The 21,460-nt window shown below is 41.6% G+C and carries 19 protein-coding genes; 14 read left to right on the forward strand and 5 right to left on the reverse strand.

Translation table 11 applies throughout. From position 1 onward, the window contains the following. Positions 1–87: 87 nt before the first annotated feature. The 6 genes from rnc (at position 88) to MK395_RS02995 (ending at position 8,006) form a co-directional block, all read left to right on the forward strand. Positions 88–786 carry a ribonuclease III gene (gene rnc / locus MK395_RS02970; RefSeq protein ID WP_268711242.1) on the forward strand — a complete coding sequence of 233 codons (699 nt, stop codon included), beginning with the start codon at positions 88–90 and terminating at the stop codon, positions 784–786. Further along, positions 777–4,316 carry a chromosome segregation protein SMC gene (smc, locus tag MK395_RS02975; protein ID WP_268711243.1) on the forward strand — a complete coding sequence of 1,180 codons (3,540 nt, stop codon included), beginning with the start codon at positions 777–779 and terminating at the stop codon, positions 4,314–4,316. Before rnc ends, smc begins: the two co-directional genes overlap by 10 nt. 143 nt (positions 4,317–4,459) lie before the next feature. Then, a complete protein-coding gene (locus MK395_RS02980; protein WP_268711244.1) occupies positions 4,460–5,410 on the forward strand; it encodes a bifunctional riboflavin kinase/FAD synthetase in 951 nt (316 codons plus the stop codon). A 135-nt stretch (positions 5,411–5,545) separates the two neighbouring features. Further along, complete coding sequence (locus MK395_RS02985) at positions 5,546–6,319, forward strand: nucleotidyltransferase domain-containing protein (protein ID WP_049478177.1); 774 nt, start codon at positions 5,546–5,548, stop codon at positions 6,317–6,319. Between the two features lie 8 nt (positions 6,320–6,327). Next, on the forward strand, positions 6,328–7,377 hold the full coding sequence (locus MK395_RS02990; protein ID WP_049478178.1) for a hypothetical protein: 1,050 nt from the start codon (positions 6,328–6,330) through the stop codon (positions 7,375–7,377). Between the two features lie 17 nt (positions 7,378–7,394). Further along, positions 7,395–8,006, forward strand: a complete 612-nt coding sequence (locus MK395_RS02995) for a tetratricopeptide repeat protein (RefSeq protein ID WP_268711245.1) — start codon at positions 7,395–7,397, stop codon at positions 8,004–8,006. Between the two features lie 20 nt (positions 8,007–8,026). On the opposite strand, the gene MK395_RS03000 is transcribed toward MK395_RS02995, so the two are convergent. The 3 genes from MK395_RS03000 to MK395_RS03010 are packed head-to-tail and all read right to left on the reverse strand — an operon-like array spanning position 8,027 to position 9,876. Further along, positions 8,027–8,842, reverse strand: coding sequence for a TIGR03943 family putative permease subunit (locus MK395_RS03000; RefSeq protein ID WP_216732808.1), 816 nt, complete (start codon positions 8,840–8,842; stop codon positions 8,027–8,029). Next, complete coding sequence (locus MK395_RS03005) at positions 8,839–9,744, reverse strand: permease (RefSeq protein WP_268711246.1); 906 nt, start codon at positions 9,742–9,744, stop codon at positions 8,839–8,841. The genes MK395_RS03000 and MK395_RS03005 overlap by 4 nt, the downstream gene beginning before the upstream one ends. After that, on the reverse strand, positions 9,745–9,876 hold the full coding sequence (locus MK395_RS03010) for an SPJ_0845 family protein (RefSeq protein WP_268711247.1): 132 nt from the start codon (positions 9,874–9,876) through the stop codon (positions 9,745–9,747). 130 nt (positions 9,877–10,006) lie between these two features. Between MK395_RS03010 and MK395_RS03015 the strand changes: the two genes are divergently transcribed. The 5 genes from MK395_RS03015 to MK395_RS03035 all read left to right on the forward strand — a co-directional run bounded on the left by MK395_RS03015 (position 10,007) and on the right by MK395_RS03035 (position 16,006). Then, positions 10,007–12,136 (forward strand): Tex family protein, encoded by a 2,130-nt coding sequence (locus MK395_RS03015; protein WP_268711248.1) that lies wholly within the window; start codon positions 10,007–10,009, stop codon positions 12,134–12,136. Then, a complete protein-coding gene (locus MK395_RS03020) occupies positions 12,123–12,566 on the forward strand; it encodes a SprT family protein (protein WP_268711249.1) in 444 nt (147 codons plus the stop codon). The genes MK395_RS03015 and MK395_RS03020 overlap by 14 nt, the downstream gene beginning before the upstream one ends. A gap of 59 nt (positions 12,567–12,625) precedes the next feature. Then, positions 12,626–12,898, forward strand: coding sequence for a PspC domain-containing protein (locus tag MK395_RS03025; protein ID WP_125825988.1), 273 nt, complete (start codon positions 12,626–12,628; stop codon positions 12,896–12,898). Positions 12,899–13,257: 359 nt separating this feature from the next. Continuing rightward, positions 13,258–14,016, forward strand: coding sequence for an ABC transporter ATP-binding protein (locus MK395_RS03030; RefSeq protein ID WP_000173376.1), 759 nt, complete (start codon positions 13,258–13,260; stop codon positions 14,014–14,016). A 1-nt stretch (position 14,017) separates the two neighbouring features. After that, entirely contained in the window at positions 14,018–16,006 is a 1,989-nt protein-coding gene (locus MK395_RS03035; protein WP_084880758.1) for an FtsX-like permease family protein, read from the forward strand. 39 nt (positions 16,007–16,045) lie between these two features. Here the strand turns inward: MK395_RS03035 and MK395_RS03040 are convergent, their stop codons facing one another. Further along, positions 16,046–16,741 carry a VIT1/CCC1 transporter family protein gene (locus tag MK395_RS03040; protein WP_000136037.1) on the reverse strand — a complete coding sequence of 232 codons (696 nt, stop codon included), beginning with the start codon at positions 16,739–16,741 and terminating at the stop codon, positions 16,046–16,048. 205 nt (positions 16,742–16,946) lie between these two features. Here MK395_RS03040 and MK395_RS03045 point away from each other — a divergent pair, with 205 nt between their 5' ends. Genes MK395_RS03045 through ftsY form a run of 3 tightly spaced genes read left to right on the forward strand, consistent with a single transcriptional unit; the run spans position 16,947 to position 19,870 of the window. Continuing rightward, entirely contained in the window at positions 16,947–17,738 is a 792-nt protein-coding gene (locus tag MK395_RS03045) for a Cof-type HAD-IIB family hydrolase (RefSeq protein WP_002880674.1), read from the forward strand. Beyond that, positions 17,738–18,556: a Cof-type HAD-IIB family hydrolase gene (locus MK395_RS03050; RefSeq protein ID WP_084945173.1), complete on the forward strand. Its 819-nt coding sequence runs from the start codon at positions 17,738–17,740 to the stop codon at positions 18,554–18,556. The genes MK395_RS03045 and MK395_RS03050 overlap by 1 nt, the downstream gene beginning before the upstream one ends. Positions 18,557–18,559: 3 nt before the next feature. Then, on the forward strand, positions 18,560–19,870 hold the full coding sequence (gene ftsY / locus MK395_RS03055; RefSeq protein ID WP_268711250.1) for a signal recognition particle-docking protein FtsY: 1,311 nt from the start codon (positions 18,560–18,562) through the stop codon (positions 19,868–19,870). Positions 19,871–19,914: 44 nt separating this feature from the next. Here the strand turns inward: ftsY and zwf are convergent, their stop codons facing one another. Further along, positions 19,915–21,402, reverse strand: coding sequence for a glucose-6-phosphate dehydrogenase (zwf, locus tag MK395_RS03060; RefSeq protein WP_000096107.1), 1,488 nt, complete (start codon positions 21,400–21,402; stop codon positions 19,915–19,917). Positions 21,403–21,460 lie beyond the last annotated feature (58 nt).

Raw genomic sequence — 21,460 nt, forward strand, 5'->3', positions numbered from 1 at the left:
AATCCCCTCTAGTCCCGTTTTAAAGTGACTCAGGGGGCTTTTTTTGATATAATAAAAGAGACTGTTATCAGTTAGAAAGAGGTTGGTATGAAAGAATTACAAACTGTACTAAAGAAGCGTTTTGCAATCGAATTTGCAGACAAAAACTTACTGGAAACGGCCTTTACTCATACGAGTTATGCCAATGAGCACCGCCTCTTAAAAATTTCACACAATGAGCGCTTGGAATTTTTAGGAGACGCTGTTCTGCAATTATTGATTTCAGAATATCTGTATAAAAAATATCCTAAGAAACCAGAGGGAGATTTGTCTAAACTCCGTGCTATGATTGTCCGTGAGGAGAGTTTGGCTGGTTTTGCGCGTGATTGCCAGTTTGATCAGTTTATCAAGCTAGGAAAAGGAGAAGAAAAGTCTGGTGGGCGCAATCGTGACACCATTCTTGGCGATGCCTTTGAAGCCTTTCTGGGAGCATTGCTTTTGGACAAGGATGTTTCTAGAGTAAAAGAGTTCATCTATCAGGTCATGATTCCCAAGGTTGAAGCAGGTGACTTTGAAATGATTAAGGATTACAAGACACACTTGCAAGAGCTGCTCCAGGTCAATGGAGATGTAGATATTCGTTACCAGGTGACCTCTGAGACGGGGCCTGCCCATGATAAGGTTTTTGATGTAGAAGTTCTAGTTGAGGGCAAGAGTATCGGAAAAGGTCAAGGCCGTTCTAAAAAATTGGCAGAACAAGAGGCCGCCAAAAATGCAGTTGAGAAAGGGCTGGATTCATGTATTTAAAGGAGATTGAGATTCAGGGATTCAAGTCCTTTGCTGACAAGACCAAGGTCGTCTTTGACCAAGGTGTGACAGCTGTCGTTGGGCCCAATGGTTCTGGGAAGTCAAATATCACAGAAAGTCTGCGATGGGCCTTAGGGGAGTCTAGTGTCAAGAGCCTTCGTGGTGGCAAGATGCCCGATGTTATCTTTGCTGGAACTGAAAGTCGTAAACCACTCAATTATGCATCTGTTGTCGTGACCTTGGACAATGAAGATGGTTTTATCAAGGATGCGGGGCAAGTCATTAAGGTAGAGCGTCATATTTACCGTAGTGGAGATAGCGAGTATCGAATTGACGGAAAGAAAGTGCGCTTGCGTGATATCCACGACCTCTTCTTGGATACTGGTTTGGGACGGGATTCCTTCTCCATCATTTCCCAAGGGAAGGTTGAGGAGATTTTTAATTCTAAGCCAGAGGAACGCCGAGCTATTTTTGAAGAAGCTGCTGGAGTTTTAAAATACAAGACTCGTCGAAAAGAAACAGAAAGCAAACTGCAACAAACTCAAGACAATCTCGATCGCTTAGAAGACATTATCTACGAGTTGGACAATCAAATCAAGCCCTTAGCAAAACAAGCCGAGAATGCTCGAAAGTTTCTAGACTTGGATGGTCAACGCAAGGCGGTTTACTTGGATGTACTGGTTGCCCAAATCAAGGAAAACAAGACTGAACTAGAGTTAACAGAAGAAGAGCTAACGCAAGCTCAGGAACTTTTGACTAGTTATTATCAAAAGCGTCAAGAGCTAGAAGAAGAAAATCAAAGTCTTAAAAAGAAACGTCAAGATCTCCAAGCTCAAATGGCCAAGGATCAAGGAAGCTTGATGGATTTGACTAGTTTGATCAGTGACTTAGAGCGAAAACTAGCCCTATCCAAACTGGAATCCGAGCAAGTTGCCCTTAATCAACAAGAAGCGCAAGCCCGTTTGGCGACTCTGGAAGATAAGAGAAAGGCTCTAAGTAAGGAAAAGGCTGAAAAAGAAGAGAATCTGGAACAGTTAGAGGAAAGTCTAGTTGAAAATAACAAGGAACTCAATCGCCTAGAAGCGGAATTGCTGGCTTTTTCAGATGATCCTGACCAAATGATCGAGCTCCTGCGTGAACGTTTTGTGGCGCTTTTACAAGAAGAAGCGGATGTCTCAAACCAGTTGACCCGCATCGAGAATGAACTAGAGAACAGCCGTCAGTTATCTCAAAAACAAGCAGATCAACTTGAGAAATTGAAAGAACAACTGGCTACAGCTAAAGATAAGGCCAGTCAACAACAGGCTAAACTTGAAACTGCCAAGGTGCAGGTTCAGAAATTATTGGCTGACTACCAAGCTAGTGCCAAGGAGCAAGAGGAGCAGAAAGTTTCTTTCCAAGCCCAGCAGAGCCAACTCTTTGACCGTCTAGACAGTCTCAAAAACAAGCAGGCTCGAGCCCAGAGTTTGGAAAATATCCTAAGAAATCATAGTAATTTTTATGCGGGTGTTAAGAGTGTTCTCCAAGAAAAAGACCGCCTTGGTGGGATCGTTGGTGCAGTCAGTGAACATTTGACCTTTGATGTACATTATCAAACTGCCCTAGAAATTGCGCTTGGAGCTAGCAGTCAACATATCATTGTAGAAGATGAAAACGCGGCAACAAAGGCGATTGATTTCCTAAAACGTAACAGAGCTGGTCGTGCAACTTTTCTTCCATTGACGACTATCAAGGCACGTACGATTTCTAGTCAGAATCAAGATGCTATCGCAGCAAGTCCAGGATTTCTGGGAATGGCATATGAGTTGGTGTCGTTTGATAAGAGACTAGAAGCCATTTTCAAGAATTTGCTAGCTACCACGGCTATCTTTGATACTGTAGAACATGCGCGTGCAGCTGCTCGTCAAGTTCGTTATCAGGTTCGCATGGTGACACTGGATGGGACAGAGTTGCGTACAGGTGGTTCCTACGCGGGTGGTGCCAATCGTCAAAACAATAGTATTTTCATCAAGCCAGAGCTGGAACAATTACAAAAAGAAATTGCTGAAGAAGAAGCTGACTTGCGGTCAGAAGAAGCGAGTTTGAAGACCTTGCAAGATGAGATGGCGGTATTGGCAGAAAGATTAGAAGCTATCAAATCTCAGGGTGAGCAAGCTCGTATTCAGGAGCAAGGTTTGTATCTTGCTTATCAACAAACCAATCAGCAGGTCGAAGAACTGGAAACGCTTTGGAAACTTCAAGAAGAGGAATTAAATCGTCTTTCTGAAGGAGATTGGCAAGCGGACAAGGAAAAATGCCAAGAGCGCCTTGCTACTATTACCAGTGAAAAGCAAAATCTAGAAGCTGAGATTGAAGAGATTAAGTCTAACAAAAACGCTATTCAAGAACGCTATCAAAACTTGCAGGAACAGATTTCTCAAGCGCGCTTGCTTAAGTCAGAACTGCAAGGACAAAAGCGGTACGAAGTGACTGATATTGAACGCTTAGGTAAGGAACTGGATAATCTGGATATCGAACAAGAGGAAATCCAGCGCCTCCTCCAAGAAAAGGTTGATAATCTTGAGAAAGTGGATACGGATCTGCTAAGTCAACAAGCGGAAGAGGCCAAAACTCAGAAAACCAATCTCCAACAAGGTTTGATTCGCAAGCAGTTTGAGTTGGATGATATCGAGGGTCAACTGGATGATATTGCCAGCCATTTGGACCAGGCTCGCCAGCAGAACGAAGAGTGGATTCGCAAACAAACACGTGCTGAAGCTAAGAAGGAAAAGGTCAGCGAACGCTTGCGCTATCTACAAGCTCAATTAACAGACCAGTACCAGATCAGTTACACAGAGGCTCTAGAAAAGGCTCATGAACTGGAAAATCTCACTTTGGCAGAGCAAGAGGTTAAAGATCTTGAGAAGGCTATTCGCTCACTCGGTCCTGTCAATATAGAAGCTATTGACCAGTACGAAGAAGTCCACAATCGTTTGGATTTCCTAAATAGTCAACGAGATGATATTTTGTCTGCGAAAAACCTGCTCCTTGAGACCATCACAGAGATGAATGATGAGGTTAAGGAACGCTTTAAATCAACCTTTGAAGCTATTCGTGAGTCCTTTAAAGTGACCTTTAGACAGATGTTTGGTGGAGGTCAGGCAGACTTGATATTGACTGAAGGCGACCTTTTAACAGCTGGTGTGGAGATTTCTGTTCAACCACCAGGTAAGAAAATCCAGTCTCTCAACCTCATGAGTGGTGGTGAAAAAGCCCTATCGGCTTTGGCCTTGTTGTTCTCTATCATTCGAGTCAAAACTATTCCTTTTGTTATCTTGGATGAGGTAGAGGCGGCACTGGACGAAGCCAATGTCAAACGTTTTGGGGATTACCTCAATCGTTTTGACAAGGATAGTCAGTTTATCGTTGTGACCCACCGTAAGGGAACGATGGCGGCAGCGGATTCTATCTATGGAGTTACCATGCAAGAATCAGGTGTGTCTAAGATTGTTTCGGTTAAGTTAAAAGACTTGGAAGAAACAGTAGACTAGTTATCAAATGATAGCATCTCTTAGGAGGTGCTATTTTTTAAAACTCATAGCTTGAATTGTCCATCAAGGTCAGTTCAGGCGCAAAAAACGACATTTGGGATTTCCTCTTAGCGAAAAGACTTTCTCTATGATATAATAGTTTCATGATTACAACAGTACCTATTAAGAACGAAAAAGATATTGCAGTACCAGGTAATACAGTCCTTGTACTAGGTTATTTTGATGGCATCCACAAGGGACATCAGAAACTCTTTGAAGTAGCTAGCAAGGCTTCTATGAAGGATTATCTGCCAGTTGTCGTGATGACCTTTACAGAATCGCCAAAACTTGCCTTACAACCTTACCAACCTGAACTCATGCTCCATATCGTCAATCACGAAGAACGGGAGCACAAGATGAAATGGCATGGAGTAGAGGCTCTATTCTTACTCGACTTTAGTAGCAAATTTGCTAGTTTAACGGGTCAAGAATTCTTTGATACTTATGTTAGAGCTTTAAAACCAGCCATTATCGTAGCAGGATTTGATTACACCTTTGGCTCTGATAAGAAAACTGCGGATGACCTGAAGGATTATTTTGATGGAGAGATCATCATTGTTCCTCCGGTCGAAGACGAAAAGGGCAAGATTAGTTCTACACGGATTCGTCAGGCTATTCTTGATGGAGATGTAAAGGAAGTCAATCATCTGCTCGGCACTCCGCTCCCATCTCGCGGAATGGTCGTTCATGGAAATGCTCGTGGGCGTACTATCGGTTATCCAACAGCCAATCTGGTCCTAAGAGACCGAACCTATATGCCGGCAGACGGTGTTTACGTAGTCGATATCGAAGTGCAACGTCAGAGATATCGTGGAATGGCAAGTGTTGGAAAAAATGTTACCTTTGATGGTGAAGAACCACGTTTTGAAGTCAATATTTTCGACTTTTCAGATGATATTTACGGTGAGACAGTCATGGTCTACTGGCTGGACCGTGTCCGCGATATGGTCAAATTCGACTCCGTAGAGGAACTGGTAGACCAACTCCAGAAAGACGAAGAGATTGCTCGAAACTGGAAGGATGGAGATTCTGTCATTCAAGGGGCTCAGGTATAGAAAACGTCTGAATAAGCTTATAGAAGGTTTAGTTTATTTGATTGTAGTTTTGAAAGAGTGATATAATTCTTTTTAGTTCCCATAATTCCCTATTTTAGCATCTACTTATGCTCAGAATATAGACGAGGCTTTATTATGCAAACGCAAGAAGAAATGAATGTTCTAGTACCGGAAAAATTAGCAGAAATTGAGCGTGATTATGGTGTCAGAGTTTTATGGGCTATCGAGTCTGGTAGTCGTGCCTGGGGTTTTGAGTCTCCCGATAGTGACTTTGATGTACGATTTATCTACAAACACAAGCAAGATTTTTATCTCCGTTTAAATGAACAGCGTGATGTTATCGAGCTACCAATTGACGATACTTGGGATGTGAGTGGTTGGGATTTAGACAAGACTTTAAAACTCCTTTATAAGTCAAATCCTACACTGTTTGAATGGTTACAGTCACCAATTGTCTATCGACAAACGGATTTTATCGAGCGCATGCGTCCTCTTGCCAACCAGTATTTTTCTGAGAAGAAAATGCTCTACCATTACTTGAACACTGCTAGAACTCAAATGAATAAGTATCTTTCAGGAGACAAGGTCAAACCTAAAAAGTATTTCTATGCGCTGCGTCCTATTTTGGCCTGTCGTTGGATTGAAAAATACCATTCTGTTCCTCCAATTTTATTTGACGATTTGGTCAAAGAATTGCTTCCTGATGAGATGAAAGAGCATGTGTTAAGATTGCTTGATATCAAGGTCAAGGGAGCTGAAGGTATGGAAATTGATCCGATAATGCCAATTCAAGATTATATTTTAGCTAACATCCAAGAGTTGGATGCATACGTTCAAAGTGTTAGAGAGGAAAAGAAAGAGTGGAAAGCTCTAAATCAATTTTTCCTTGAAGAATTAGGCCACGACTGAGGTTTTTTATGGGTAAATGGACATGTAAATGTGGGCAAGCAATGAATGACCACCGAGCGCCCGATCCAAATGCTTATTCAGTTTATTCGGATGAGTTGTTTGAAGAAATCATAAATAAAGCTGACGACCATAATAAAATTTCTTATGATGATATTTCTGAAGCGTCATTTTATATGTGGAAGTGCCCTGAGTGTGGCAGTTTCATGGTTTTTGGCGAAGACGGGGATGGAGATCACTTTACTTTTTATGAGCGCCAAGAAGTAGAAAAGGTAGAGCCTCTCTTTGATCCAGATCAAGAGTTAAATCTTGTTGTGGTTGAGTTTCAGGAGGGAGGGAATGGCTATACGTATATCTGTGATGACCCAAATATCCATATAGGACACGCTGTTATTGTCCCAGTCGGGAAGGAAAATACTGAAAAAACTGCTTTAGTTGTACAGAAGTATCATGCCCTACCAAAGGATATCACTTTTCCTGTTGAAAAGTTAAAACGTGTCATTCGTAGGTATTCACATTTCGACCCAATCACTTCGAAAAACGTTTGTAGAAATATAATAAAGCTGGGAAGAATGCTTGATGCTTGCTCTAAAAATGTTAAACCTGCTAATCAGCAATATTATAGTATCAAAACTCCCTTAGGCTATTTCTGGTTAGAATTAAATGGAGTTCCAATTCCAATGAAAATTACGCAGGTTCAAGTCAAAGATACAAAGTACCAAGTAGATGTTGCCCTTTATATTAAGCCTTCAGAGATTAACTGTAGAAGATTCTATGAGCTGGAATTATGTGCAGATTTTGATATTGATGCTTCTAGATGGATCGATGTTCTCTCTGATGAAAACGTTTGGGGAAATACTTGGGAACTAAATGGCTTTCAATTTGGTATTACAGCAGGGGAGTCTCCAGAATTTGAAGACGAAGTTGTAGCGAGAAAGTATAGTCGTGTCCCACTTTATTATGACTGGCACCCTGAATTTGAAGATTATTATGGCTTCAGTTTAGCTTGGAAAAAATACGAGTCTGATAGCGATTTGTCAATTTTTTTCTATACAACGTAAGAAGCGGGAGGATATGTATGAATCAAGCATGGGATTTATTGTTTGAGGGTAAGATTGAAGAGGCTAAAAAATTAGTTGAAGCTGATTTTTCATTGGAAACTTGCACGGATTTTAGTTTGTTAAATTTGATGGGGTATATTTATCTTGAAGAGCAAAAATACAACGAGTGCTTAAGTATCTATCAGCGTTACATTGACTTAGCACGAACTAAAAGTGACCCAGAAAATGAACATATAGGCTATCATCAGTTAGCCATGGTTTATCGTGAAATGAATGAATTTCAAACGGCACTTTTCTATATCGAAAGAGAGCAAAAAGTCATTGAAGAAGCTTTTACAGAGGATACCCTCAAATCTTCTGTTAACAATTATGAGCAAGGTTATTTACGATTAAAGCTAGGGAAAGTAGCAGAAGCATTCATGTATATGGAACAGTCCTTAAAACAAGCTTTGCAAACAGATGATTTGATTGCCCAAGCTTGTGCTTATAGAGGTTTAGGAGAGATTGGTTCGATACAAAATCCTGAAGAATCACATGAAAATTTTTTACAAGCTATCGCTCTTTTTGAAAAGGCAGGCGATCAGATTGGTGCTCAAGAGGTTAGAAAATTGCTAAATAATAAAAAGTAGCCTGTAAAGGCTACTTTTTATTAAAACACGCGATAGACATAAGGATTTTCTGGTTTGTCTACTTTTGTGAAACTCTCAACTTCCAGTGTTGGGAGTTTTTGTTTGAGTTCTTTATGGTAGTGGAGTGTCAGGGTTCCTCTAGCGGTAATCCAGGTATTGTCAGGATACTGACGTGAGTTTCCCTTGGTCAAGAGTCCATATACTCCAGAGTCGGCTATACAGTGGATGATTCCAAAGCGAAAGAGGAACTGGCTATCTGGATGGCTAGGATCGTTATAAACAAAGCCTGTAAATTGGATTTTCTTTCCTTCAAACTCCTGAGGATAGTCATAGAGAACTTCCATGACTTCCATATAGTTTTCATCAGTAACTTGAATGGTTGGCCGGGAGAGGTATTTATCAGCTGTAGACCTCATTTCCTTTTCATAAGCAGATTTGGAAAAATAGGTGCTGGTATCGGGTTTGAGGTATTGACTGGATGTTCCTTCGCTTGCCTGAATGGCTGTGTCGATTCCCTCAGCAAGTGGGAAATGGTATCCCTTAGCAGACACGGTTCTCGAGTCCAAACTTACGGTAGGAAAGGCAACCCCAATCAACAGAGGTAGTGACAGTAAAAAGAAGCTGATTCGTCTAGCTCGACGACTTTCTAAATGGCTGTGAGAATTGATTTTCTTGATCCAGATATAGAATTGGACCAGAGCCAATAGAAAAGAAAGGAGCATAGAAATATAGACTAGATAGGAATAGTGGAGGTTGATGTAGTGACTGAGCTTGCCAGATAGCTGCAGATAAAGGGTCAGAGCAAAATAACCTAGTAGAATGATAAATCGGATCATAGCATCACCCCCAACATGTAAGAATAAAGCAAGACAAGCACTGTCACGATGCCCATGAATTGCCAGATGAAGCGTGCTTTTAGATAGTGTTTCATCATGAGGAGATTTTTGATATCAAGCATGGGGCCAATGACCAGAAAAGCAAGGACTGGCGCTAGGCCGAAGCTCGAGAGGAGAGAAGCACCGATAAAGGCGTCCGCCTCGCTACAAAGAGAGAGGAGAAAGGCTAGAAACATGAGCAAGAGAATCGCAAGGACTGGACTTGCGCTGATAGAGGTCAAGATCCGAGTCGGGACATAGACCTGCACGATAGACGCAAAGAGACAGCCAAAGACCAAGTAACGCCCCATATCGAAAAACTCATCAATAGCTTGTATAAAGACCTGAAACACTTTTCTAGAGGGACTCAAGTGTGAAAAGTCATGTTCATGACAAGTGATAGGATTCTCTTTTTGAATGGGTTCCTTCCAGAAAAATCCTAAGAAAATCCCAAGCACCAAAGCAATCATAATGGCTCCCAGCGCTCGCAAGAAGGCAAGTTTTATTGAATTGCCAAAGGCAGAATATGTAGCGAAAAGAACGATAGGATTGATGATGGGAGCAGTCACCAGAAAAGGAACCGCTGTGTAGCTGGGCACTTTCTTTTCCAGAAAACGATTGATAATCGGAACGATTCCACACTCGCATGATGGAAAGAGAAAGCCAATGAAGGTACCAAAAAAGATCCTCCCCCAACGATTGCGAGGAAGAAACTCATAAACTTTATCAGGTGTGATATAGACCTCAATCAACCCCGAAATCAGACTCCCAATCAGGACAAAGGGAAGGGCTTCAATCATGATGGAGAGAAAAATAGCTCCCGCTTGTAATACACTAGGAGGAAGAGATTGGAAAATCGTCATCTATTCTTTCTTCTCAACTTTTTCTTTTTTGTCTTTGTCATCTGGGAAAGTGACTTGTGTTAAGTCAGGAAGTTTGGCGAATTCTTCAAACATCTTGTCCAAATCATCCGTTTTTGTAAATTTAACAGCCATGGGCCTACCTCTTTTCTATATTCTATCTCTATTATACTATTATTTTGTGGAAAAGGGATTATTTTGATAATCAAAGATGCAAAAACAGGTAAGGCAAAACAAGAGCAGTTCCTTATGGTATAATAGATTTATGGATAAAAAATATGAAAAAATCTCCCAAGATTTGGGAGTAACCTTAAAGCAAATCGATACCGTTCTAAGTTTGACGGCTGAGGGGGCGACAATTCCCTTCATCGCACGTTATCGAAAGGACATGACTGGTAGTCTGGATGAGGTGGCGATTAAGGCCATTATCGACTTGGATAAAAGTCTGACAAATCTCAACGACCGTAAAGAAGCTGTCTTAGCTAAGATTCAAGAACAAGGCAAACTAACCAAGGAATTGGAAGCAGCTATTTTGGCAGCTGAAAAATTAGCAGACGTAGAAGAACTCTACCTTCCTTATAAGGAGAAACGTCGTACCAAGGCAACCATTGCCCGTGAAGCTGGACTCTTTCCTCTTGCTCGCTTGATTTTGCAAAATGTAACTGGCTTAGAGAAAGAAGCTGAGAACTTTGTCTGTGAAGGATTTGCTACTGGTCAAGAAGCTTTGGCTGGTGCGGTTGATATCTTGGTAGAAGCCCTATCTGAAGATGTCAATCTACGTGCTATGACCTATCAGGAAGTGTTGAGACACTCTAAAATCACTTCGCAAGTCAAGGATGAAAGTCTTGATGAAAAACAAGTTTTCCAGATTTATTATGATTTTTCAGAGACAGTTTGCAACATGCAGGGTTATCGTACCTTGGCCCTCAATCGTGGGGAAAAATTAGGTATTTTGAAGGTTGGCTTTGAACATGCGACGGACCGTATCTTATCTTTCTTTGCTGCTCGTTTCAAGGTGAAAAATGCCTATATAGATGAAGTTGTTCAACAGTCAGTTAAGAAAAAGGTCTTGCCTGCTATTGAGCGACGCATTCGGACAGAATTAACTGAGAAAGCGGAAGAAGGGGCTATCCAACTCTTTTCTGATAACCTGCGCAATCTTCTCTTGGTTGCTCCGCTGAAAGGGCGCGTGGTTCTTGGATTTGACCCTGCCTTTCGTACAGGTGCCAAGCTAGCCGTTGTTGATGCAACTGGAAAAATGCTGACGACACAGGTTATTTATCCTGTCAAACCAGCATCAGCTCGTCAAATCGAAGAAGCCAAGCGAGACTTGGCAGACTTGATTGGTCAATACAGTGTAGAAATTATTGCTATCGGAAATGGAACTGCCAGTCGTGAAAGTGAAGCCTTTGTGGCGGAAGTTCTTAAAGATTTTCCAGAAGTCAGCTATGTTATCGTCAATGAAAGTGGCGCTTCTGTCTACTCTGCCAGCGAACTTGCTCGTCAGGAGTTTCCAGAATTAACTGTTGAAAAACGCTCTGCTATCTCTATCGCTCGACGTTTGCAAGATCCGCTTGCCGAATTGGTCAAAATCGATCCTAAGTCAATCGGTGTCGGCCAGTACCAGCACGATGTCAGTCAGAAGAAACTATCTGAAAGTCTGGACTTTGTAGTTGATACCGTGGTTAACCAGGTTGGCGTCAATGTCAATACAGCCAGCCCAGCACTTCTCTCCCACGTAGCTGGACTCAATAAAACTATCTCTGAAAATATTGTCAAATATCGTGAGGAAGAAGGAAAAATCACTTCGCGCGCACAAATCAAAAAGGTTCCTCGTCTAGGTGCCAAAGCCTTTGAGCAAGCTGCAGGTTTCCTCCGTATCCCGGAAAGTAGCAATATCCTTGATAATACGGGAGTTCACCCAGAAAACTATGCTGCGGTTAAGGAGCTCTTCAAACGCTTGGATATCAAGGACTTGAATGAAGAAGCAAAAAATAAGCTTAAGTCCCTATCAGTCAAGGAGATGGCGCAAGAACTGGATCTTGGACCAGAAACGCTTAAAGATATCATTTCCGACCTTCTCAAACCAGGTCGAGATTTCCGTGATTCTTTTGATGCACCTGTACTCCGTCAAGATGTACTGGATATCAAAGACTTAAAAGTCGGCCAGAAGCTAGAAGGTGTGGTGCGTAATGTCGTTGACTTCGGTGCATTCGTTGATATCGGGATTCACGAAGACGGCCTCATTCATATTTCTCACATGAGTCGCAAATTTATCAAACATCCTAGTCAAGTGGTGTCTGTTGGAGATTTGGTAACGGTTTGGGTTAAAAAAATTGATACTGAACGTGAAAAAGTCAATCTGTCGCTCCTCGCTCCAGATGAATCTAACTGAGTACGTTCAGTCCGTTTCCCTCGAAGACTTTGGTAGACCTTTCACACACCAAGCCCAGTGGAATTCTCGTCTGCGAACGACAGGTGGACGATTTTTCCCCAAGGATGGGCATTTGGATTTTAATCCCAAGGTTTATAATGAACTAGGTTTGGAAGTCTTTCGCAAGATTGTGCGCCATGAACTCTGTCACTATCACCTTTATTTTCAGAAAAAGGGATATCGCCATAAGGACCGAGATTTTAAGGAACTTTTGAAAGAAGTGGATGGACTACGCTTTGTTCCCCCTTTGAGAGCCCAAAGTAGTTACCTAGTCTATCAGTGCCAATCTTGCCAGCAAAGTTATCAGCGTAAGAGAAGAATCGACACAAAACGCTATCGCTGTGGCGTCTGCCGTGGCAAACTCGTCATTTTAAATCGGCCTAAGGACTGATGTTCTTGGTTTCGTTTCATGCTATACTACTTGTAAGAATACCGAAAGAGGAAATAATCATGAATACAAAATTTTATAAAATGAAACGAAACAGCATGGTATCGGGAGTTTTAGCTGGTCTATCAGACAAGTGGAATTTTGATGTAACTCTAGTCCGCTTTCTCTTTGCCATTTTTACCATATCAAATTTTGGGATTGGCGTGATTATTTACATTATCCTAGCCTCTATCCTGCCAACTAAGGAAGAAATCGAAGCAGAAATGTACGGAACAGGACCACGCAAACGCAAGGAAGCCGAGGCCATTGATGAAAATGATGGACGGTTTTGGTGAGGTATAGAAAAGTAAACAACTTTGCTATCATATAGAATATTTACAGTAGACCCCTTGTATCCGCAAGGGTTTTCTTCTTGACTTTCTTTTATGGTAAAATATTGATAGCGAAATTGCTTGATATTCTTCAATCTTACAAAAATGTAAGATTAAAGTCTCTTTTGTAAGGTTAGGTTATGGCAGACTACCTTTTTTTGCGATAAACTAGACTCATAAAGAACAAAGGAGCAAAACCATGAAAAGAATTTTACAAAAGAAAACAAGAAAACCAAGTCAAAAAGATATCGAGCGTGTTCAACTGGGATGCGCTATGATGCAAGCACAGTTTCAAATGATGGGATATTAAGAAGGAGAAAATCATGACACTTTTAGATGTAAAACACGTTCAAAAAATCTATAAAACTCGTTTTCAAGGCAACCAAGTAGAAGCCCTCAAAGATATTCACTTTACCGTAGAGAAGGGTGACTATGTTGCCATCATGGGGGAGTCTGGTTCAGGAAAGTCAACTCTGCTCAACATCCTAGCTATGCTGGATAAACCAACTCGTGGTCAAGTTTACTTGAACGGAGTAGATACAGCAACTATTAAAAACTCACGGGCTTCCAGCTTCCGTCGTGAGAAGTTAGGATTTGTCTTCCAAGACTTTAACTTGCTAGATACCTTATCTGTTAAGGACAATATCTTGCTTCCGCTAGTTTTATCACGAAAACCCATCACGGAGATGATGAAGAAATTGGTGGTAACAGCTGAAAATTTGGGCATCAACCAATTGCAAGAGAAGTATCCTTACGAGATTTCAGGTGGTCAAAAACAGCGGGTAGCAGTAGCACGCGCCATCATTACCGAGCCTGAAATTCTCCTTGCGGATGAGCCAACAGGAGCCCTTGACTCCAAGTCATCTGCAGCTTTACTCGATGTATTTGATGAAATCAATGAACGCGGTCAAACCATTCTCATGGTAACTCACTCAACGGCAGCAGCCAGCAGGGCCAAGCGCGTTCTCTTTATCAAGGACGGCATTCTTTACAACCAAATCTACCGTGGAGACAAGACAGAGCGTCAAATGTTCCAAGAAATCTCTGATACTTTGACTGTTATGGCAAGCGAGGTGAATTAGTATGTTCCGATTAACCAATAAGTTAGCGGTATCTAATTTGATTAAAAACCGCAAACTCTACTATCCCTTTGCCCTTGCTGTTCTCTTAGCAGTGACCATCACCTATCTCTTTTACTCACTGTCACTTAATCCTAACATTGGCAAGATCCGAGGGGGAGAAACTATCTCTATGACCCTTGCTCTAGGTATGGTGGTTGTTACCATCGCTTCTGGAATTATTGTCTTTTATGCCAATAGTTTTGTTATGAAGAACCGCTCCAAGGAGCTAGGTGTATATGGTATGCTGGGGCTTGAAAAGCGCCATTTGATCAGTATGGTTTTTAAGGAGCTTCTTATTTTTGGTTCCTTAACCTTGACAGCTGGTCTCGGTCTAGGAGCTCTCTTTGATAAGCTAATCTTTGCCCTTCTTCTGAAGCTGATGAAAATGAAAGTGGAGCTCGTTTCGACTTTCCAACCAATTGTCTTCATCCTAGTTCTCATCGTCTTTGGAGCTATCTTCCTAGGTCTAATTTTTATCAATGCCTTTCGCATCGCACGCATGAATGCCCTTCAGCTCTCTCGTGAGAAGGCCAGTGGTGAGAAAAAAGGACGTTTCTTAGGTCTTCAAACTATACTAGGTTTGATTAGTATGGGAGCTGGCTACTACCTAGCAGTAACAGTTGAAAATCCACTTTCTGCTGTTCTGATTTTCTTTGTAGCAGTCTTGTTGGTAATTTTGGGAACTTATCTTCTCTTCAATGCAGGAATCACAGTTTTCCTACAAATCTTGAAGAAAAACAAGCGTTACTATTACCAACCCAACAACATGATTTCCGTATCCAATCTCATTTTTCGTATGAAGAAAAATGCTGTTGGTCTAGCGACGATTGCTATTCTCTCAACCATGGTCTTGGTGACTATGTCTGCTGCAACGAGTATCTTTAAAGGCTCTGAAACTTTCAAGAAAGTCATGAATCCACATGATTTTGGAATTACAGGGCAGAATGTTGAAAAAGAAGACATAAATAAACTCCTAGACCAGTATGCTAGCGATAAAGGATTGACTGTCACAAAGAAAGAAGTCCTTACATACAGTAGCTTTGGTGTAGCAAACCAAGAAGGTACGAAATTGACAATCTTTGAGAAAGGTCAAAATCGTGTTCAACCGAAAACTATTTTTATGGTCTTTGACCAAAAAGACTATGAGAATATGACGGGCCAAAAACTTGCACTTTCAGGAAAGGAAGTTGGATTGTTTACTAAGAACAAAGAACTTCAAGGACAGAAAGAACTGACTCTAAATGACCAGACCTATACAATAAAGGAAGAAATCAAAAAAGATTTTATTCTTGAACATGTCCCAAATCAGTACAATATTCTAACTTCGGACTATAACTATCTGGTTGTTCCTGACTTGAAAGCCTTTCTTGACCAGCATCCTAATTCTTCCATTTTTAATCAATACTATGGTGGTATGAATGTAACAGCTAGTGAGGAAGAGCAACTCAAACTTGCAGATGACTATTCAAAATTCCTTGATGATTTTAATAGAGAATCAAGCAAAGAAGGAAGCTTTATTTACGGAAGCAATCTGGCTGATAGTAGTGCGCAGATGAGTGCTTTCTTTGGTGGGACCTTCTTTATCGGTATCTTCCTCTCCATCATCTTTATGGTGGGAACAGTTCTCATCATCTACTACAAACAAATCTCTGAAGGCTATGAAGACCGTGAACGCTTTATCATTTTGCAAAAGGTCGGTCTCGATCAAAAGCAAATCAAGCAAACCATTAATAAACAGGTCCTAACTGTTTTCTTCCTCCCATTGCTCTTTGCCTTCCTACACCTTGCCTTTGCCTATCATATGCTTAGTCTCATCCTAAAAGTCATTGGGGTCCTAGATGCGACCATGATGTTGACAGTCACTCTGTCCATCTGTGCTATCTTCCTCATCGTCTATGTTTTAATTTTTATGATTACCTCAAGAAGCTATCGCAAGATTGTGCAAATGTAAAAAAGATACCTCGATGCTGGTCGAGGTATTTCTTTTATCTTAGATACTAAAGAGTTGTCCTAAGAGGAAGGTTACTCCCATGGTGAGAAGTCCGATACAGAGGTTGCGGATCATGGCAGTTTTCGTAGGTGCCTTGCCTAGTTTAGCACTGGTATAGCCGGTGACGAGAAGGGAAAGGGCCACGATAAAAACAGTAGCAGGAATACGATAGTCACTTGGAAAGACGGTGATTGAAAGCATAGGAGGAAGGCTTCCCAGTACAAAGGCAATAAAGCTAGAGATAGCAGCATGCCAAGGGTTGGTAAACTCTTCATACTCGATTCCATACTTTTCTTCGACCAAGGCTTTGAGTGGATTTTTTAAAAAGGCCTTGTTGGTCAAGAGTTGGGCTGACGTTTCACACTCACCGTTTTGAAGGTAGGCAGCATAGAGGGATTGTTTTGCAGATTCGATATCCTTATCCAAGAGCAACTGTTCTCTAGCAACAGCGGCTTCTTCCGTGTCTTTCTGAGTGGATACAGAGACATATTCGCCACCGGCCATAGAGAAAGCACCAGCGAGGATAGCCGCTAAACCTGATAAAAAGATAATCCAGATATTGCTTGTCGCACTGGCAACGCCGATAACGACTCCAGCGATGGAAATAATTCCATCATTGGCGCCCAGAACACCTGCGCGTAGGATATTGAGTCGTCCTGCAAAGTTAGCATCAATTTCATGTTTTATTTCTGTCATAGTCATCTCCTTTCTCTCCATTATAGAGAAAAGGGTAGGGGAATACAAACTTTTTAAACTATCTGAAAAAAGTTTTACAATTCTAATTTTTAGGCCCTTTGAAGTTTCTCCGAAAAAGTAGTGCTTTCCTGCTGTACTGGAACTTTTTAAACTTATCTATGGTATAATAGAAGATAGATTTATCAATTGGAGTATGAAGGATTTTATGATTAAACTTGTAGCAACCGATATGGATGGAACCTTTCTAGATGGAGAGGGTCGGTTTGATATGGAACGCCTTAAAAACGTACTTGTTTCCTACAAGGAAAAGGGGATTTATTTTGCAGTGGCTTCAGGTCGCGGTATCTTGTCCCTGAAAAAGTTGTTTGCGGATGTGTGTGATGAAGTGATTTTTATAGCTGAAAATGGGAGCTATGTTGAGTTTCATGGTGAGGATATGTATGAGGCTACTATGTCTCGGGATTTTTACTTGAGCACTTTTGAAGCTTTAAAGAAATCACCCTATTTTGATGAAAGAAAAATGTTGCTGACGGGGAAAAAAGCTTGTTATGTATTGGATACAGTCGATGAGACCTATCTCAAGTTTAGCCGTCACTACAATGAAAACATTCAAAAAGTAACGCGTCTGGAAGCTATTAAGGATGAGATTTTTAAATTCACTACGAACTTCACAGAAGATACGATAGAAGCTGGAGAGGCCTGGGTCAACAAAAACGTTCCTGGTGTAAAAGCCATGACAACAGGTTTTGAATCCATCGATATTGTCTTGGACTACGTTGATAAGGGTGTGGCTATTGTTGAGCTGGCAAAAAAACTTGTTCTAACCATGGATCAGGTCATGGCTTTTGGCGACAATCTCAATGACCTTCACATGATGCAGGTTGTGGGACACCCAGTCGCTCCTGAAAATGCGCGACCAGAGATTTTAGAATTAGCAGAAACAGTGATTGGCCACCATAAGGACCAGTCAGTGATGACTTATATGGAGGGCTTGTAATGGTAGATATTAAATTGATTGCACTTGATTTAGATGGTACCTTACTGACAACGGATAAAAAGCTGACAGATCGAACTAAGGCGGTCCTCAAAGCTGCGCGTGATCGTGGCATCAAGGTCGTTCTGACAACGGGACGTCCTCTGAAGGCTATGGATTTCTTTCTCCATGAGCTAGGGACTGATGGTCAGGAGGATGAGTACACCATCACCTTTAATGGTGGTCTAGTACAGAAAAATACAGGGGAGATTCTCGATAAAACCGTCTTTTCAATCGACGATGTGGCACGCTTGTACGAGGAAACTGAAAAACTCGGATTACCGTTAGATGCTATTTCAGAAGGAACCGTCTATCAAATCCAGTCAGACCAAGAAAGTCTCTATGCTAAGTTCAACCCAGCCCTGACTTTCGTACCTGTCGCTTTTGAAGATCTATCTAGTCAGATGACGTATAATAAATGCGTGACTGCTTTTGCCCAAGAACCTTTGGATGCAGCGATTCAACAGATTTCTCCAGAATTGTTTGACCAATACGAAATCTTCAAATCGCGTGAACTCTTATTGGAATGGTCGCCGAAAAACGTCCACAAGGCAACAGGTTTAGCGAAATTAATTAAACACTTAGGAATCGATCAAAGTCAAGTCATGGCTTGTGGTGACGAGGCCAATGACCTTTCCATGATTGAGTGGGCAGGTCTAGGAGTTGCCATGCAAAATGCTGTTCCAGCGGTTAAGGAAGTTGCCAATGTGATTACCCCAATGACCAACGACGAGGAAGCCGTTGCCTGGGCTATCGAAGAATACGTGCTAAAGGAGAATTAGAATATGGGATTATTTGACCGTCTATTCGGGAAAAAAGAAGAGCCGAAAATCGAAGATATTGTTAAAGAAGCTCTGGAAAATCTTGATTTGTCAGAAGAGGTTGAAGAAAACCAAACGGCAGTCGAAGAAACTGCTCAGGAAGAGACAGCAAGAGACAAAGTGGAAAAAACACCTGCTCAAGAAGAACTTCCTCAAGTCTCAACAGAAGAAGTGATTGAACCAGAAGCAGTCGAGGAAATGGCTCAAGAAAAAGTTGAGTTAGAATCTAATGAGACAGAGCAAGGCCAAGAGCTTGAAGAATTTTTCGAAGAAGAGAGCCAAGAATCTCTAGAAACTGGAGAAGAGCTAGGGGATGAAGACGTAGAAGAAGAACTTCCTCAGGTTGAAGAAACCGTGCAGGAAAAATATGACCGCAGTCTAAAGAAAACCCGTACAGGATTCGGTGCTCGTTTGAATGCCTTCTTTGCCAACTTCCGTTCAGTCGATGAAGAATTCTTCGAGGAATTGGAAGAACTGCTCATCATGAGTGACGTCGGTGTGCAAGTCGCTTCCAACTTAACAGAAGAACTACGCTATGAAGCTAAACTCGAAAACGCTAAGAAGCCAGACGCACTTCGTCGTGTCATTATCGAGAAATTGGTTGAACTCTATGAGAAGGATGGCAACTACGATGAAAGTATCCACTTCCAAGATTGTTTGACCGTCATGCTCTTTGTTGGTGTCAATGGTGTTGGGAAAACAACTTCTATCGGAAAATTAGCTCATCGTTACAAGCAAGCTGGCAAGAAGGTCATGTTGGTTGCGGCAGATACTTTCCGTGCTGGAGCTGTTGCCCAGCTAGCAGAGTGGGGCCGTCGTGTGGATGTTCCGGTTGTGACGGGAGCTGAAAAGGCTGATCCAGCAAGCGTGGTCTTTGATGGGATGCAACGTGCTGTAGCTGAAGGGATTGATATTCTCATGATTGATACAGCAGGCCGTCTGCAAAACAAGGACAACCTTATGGCCGAGTTGGAGAAGATTGGTCGTATTATCAAACGTGTGCTTCCAGAAGCACCACATGAAACCTTCCTGGCACTTGATGCTTCAACTGGACAAAATGCTTTGGTACAAGCTAAAGAATTTTCTAAGATAACTCCATTGACAGGAATTGTTTTGACAAAAATTGATGGAACTGCCCGAGGTGGTGTTGTTCTGGCTATCCGCGAAGAACTCAATATCCCTGTAAAATTGATCGGTTTCGGTGAAAAAATCGATGATATTGGGGAATTTAACTCAGAAAACTTTATGAAGGGTCTCTTAGAAGGCTTGATTTAATACAAAATAAATATCCTGCAAGATTGACTTGCAGGATATTTTTGCTATTCCAAACGGCCATCTTCACGATAGGCGATATCTGGTTGCCAGGTCCATTTAGCTCCATACTTCTCAAGTAAGTCAAAGCTAGCTTGTGGCCCCATGCTTCCAGCTTTATAATCGTAGAGTGGAGCTCCGTTTTCATCCCAGAGCTTTTCGATACGGTCAATCAATTTCCACGAAGCACTTACCTCATCCCAATGGCTAAAATTGGTTGAGTTGTTGTTCAAAACATCGTAGATTAATTTTTCGTATGGGTCTGGTGAGGCTCCAGTAGCAGTAGCATCTGTACGATAATCCAGAGAGCTTGGTGCCAGGTTAAATTCTTCACCGACTTGCTTACCATTGAGGCTAAGAGAGAATCCTTCAGTTGGTTGGATATAGATGGTCAAGATATTTGGCGCCAAAGGCTCGCCGAAGATTGAGTCCATTTGCTTAAAGACGATATTGACATGAGTTCCTTTTTCAGTCAGACGTTTACCAGTACGGAAGAAGAAGGGAACACCACGGAAACGGTCGCTATCTACAAAGAAGGCGCCAGATGCAAAGGTTTCTGTTGTAGATTCAGGGTCGACATTTGGCTCGCTACGATAGGAAATGTATTTCATGCCATCGATTTTACCAGAGCGATATTGACCACGGATAAACTGTTCTTTCAATTCTTCCTCAGTTGGATGATAGAGGTTTTTAAAGACCTTTATCTTTTCAGCACGAATCTCATCCTTTGTAAAGCTAGCTGGTTTGTCCATGGCTAGAAGAGAGAGGAGTTGGAGAGTATGGTTTTGCACCATATCACGAAGGGCACCAGATTGATCATAGTAGCCACCGCGTTCTTCAACACCCAAGCGTTCCGCAAAGGTAATTTGAATATTATCGATGTGCTCACGGTTCCAAACATTCTCAAAGATCATGTTGGCAAAACGAACAGCAAAGATACTCTGAATCATCTCTTTACCTAGGTAATGGTCGATACGGTAGATTTGCTCCTCATCAAAGGCTGCAAGGAGATCTTCATTGAGTTTGCTAGCTGTTTCGTAGTCTGTACCAAATGGTTTCTCAACGATCAAGCGCTCAAAACCTTTGCCGTCAACAATGTTTTCAGATTTGAGGTGCTTGGCAATAGTTCCAAAGAACTGAGGTGCCATAGACAAGAAGAAGAGCTTGTTGTGTTCAGCTTGGTATTTTTCATTGAGCTCAGCTTGTAATTGGCGCAAAGCAATGTAATGTTCCGTATCATTCACATCATGGCTTTGATAGTAGAAGTGGCTAGCAAATTCCTGGGCTTGCTCGGTACTATCTGCCAAATCAAGGATGGACTCGACAACAACAGATTCAAAATATTCCTTACTCCAAGGTCTACGAGCTGTTCCGATAACAGCAAAATGCTCAGAGAGATTGCCTGATTTATAGAGTCTGAAAAGGGAAGGGTAGAGTTTGCGTTTAGCTAAATCTCCACTCGCACCGAAAATTGTAACAATAACCTTTGATGACATCTAGCTACCTAATTTCTATATTTTTTCCTAGTTGGACTAGGGATGAGATTTCCTCATT

The organism is Streptococcus oralis (assembly GCF_026782085.1).
GTDB classification, from domain to species: Bacteria; Bacillota; Bacilli; order Lactobacillales; family Streptococcaceae; genus Streptococcus; species Streptococcus oralis_DA.

Coding starts and splice junctions, on each gene's coding strand:
- MK395_RS03005 (WP_268711246.1), bottom strand. CDS start 9,744: ATGACGATTTTCCAATCTCTTCCTCCTAGTGTATTACAAGCGGGAGCT.
- MK395_RS03040 (WP_000136037.1), bottom strand. CDS start 16,741: ATGACAGAAATAAAACATGAAATTGATGCTAACTTTGCAGGACGACTC.
- zwf (WP_000096107.1), bottom strand. CDS start 21,402: ATGTCATCAAAGGTTATTGTTACAATTTTCGGTGCGAGTGGAGATTTA.
- MK395_RS02985 (WP_049478177.1), top strand. CDS start 5,546: ATGCAAACGCAAGAAGAAATGAATGTTCTAGTACCGGAAAAATTAGCA.
- MK395_RS03025 (WP_125825988.1), top strand. CDS start 12,626: ATGAATACAAAATTTTATAAAATGAAACGAAACAGCATGGTATCGGGA.
- MK395_RS03020 (WP_268711249.1), top strand. CDS start 12,123: ATGAATCTAACTGAGTACGTTCAGTCCGTTTCCCTCGAAGACTTTGGT.
- MK395_RS03010 (WP_268711247.1), bottom strand. CDS start 9,876: ATGGCTGTTAAATTTACAAAAACGGATGATTTGGACAAGATGTTTGAA.
- MK395_RS03050 (WP_084945173.1), top strand. CDS start 17,738: ATGGTAGATATTAAATTGATTGCACTTGATTTAGATGGTACCTTACTG.
- MK395_RS02990 (WP_049478178.1), top strand. CDS start 6,328: ATGGGTAAATGGACATGTAAATGTGGGCAAGCAATGAATGACCACCGA.
- MK395_RS03030 (WP_000173376.1), top strand. CDS start 13,258: ATGACACTTTTAGATGTAAAACACGTTCAAAAAATCTATAAAACTCGT.
- MK395_RS03035 (WP_084880758.1), top strand. CDS start 14,018: ATGTTCCGATTAACCAATAAGTTAGCGGTATCTAATTTGATTAAAAAC.
- MK395_RS03045 (WP_002880674.1), top strand. CDS start 16,947: ATGATTAAACTTGTAGCAACCGATATGGATGGAACCTTTCTAGATGGA.
- MK395_RS03000 (WP_216732808.1), bottom strand. CDS start 8,842: ATGATCCGATTTATCATTCTACTAGGTTATTTTGCTCTGACCCTTTAT.
- smc (WP_268711243.1), top strand. CDS start 777: ATGTATTTAAAGGAGATTGAGATTCAGGGATTCAAGTCCTTTGCTGAC.
- MK395_RS03015 (WP_268711248.1), top strand. CDS start 10,007: ATGGATAAAAAATATGAAAAAATCTCCCAAGATTTGGGAGTAACCTTA.
- MK395_RS02980 (WP_268711244.1), top strand. CDS start 4,460: ATGATTACAACAGTACCTATTAAGAACGAAAAAGATATTGCAGTACCA.
- rnc (WP_268711242.1), top strand. CDS start 88: ATGAAAGAATTACAAACTGTACTAAAGAAGCGTTTTGCAATCGAATTT.
- ftsY (WP_268711250.1), top strand. CDS start 18,560: ATGGGATTATTTGACCGTCTATTCGGGAAAAAAGAAGAGCCGAAAATC.
- MK395_RS02995 (WP_268711245.1), top strand. CDS start 7,395: ATGAATCAAGCATGGGATTTATTGTTTGAGGGTAAGATTGAAGAGGCT.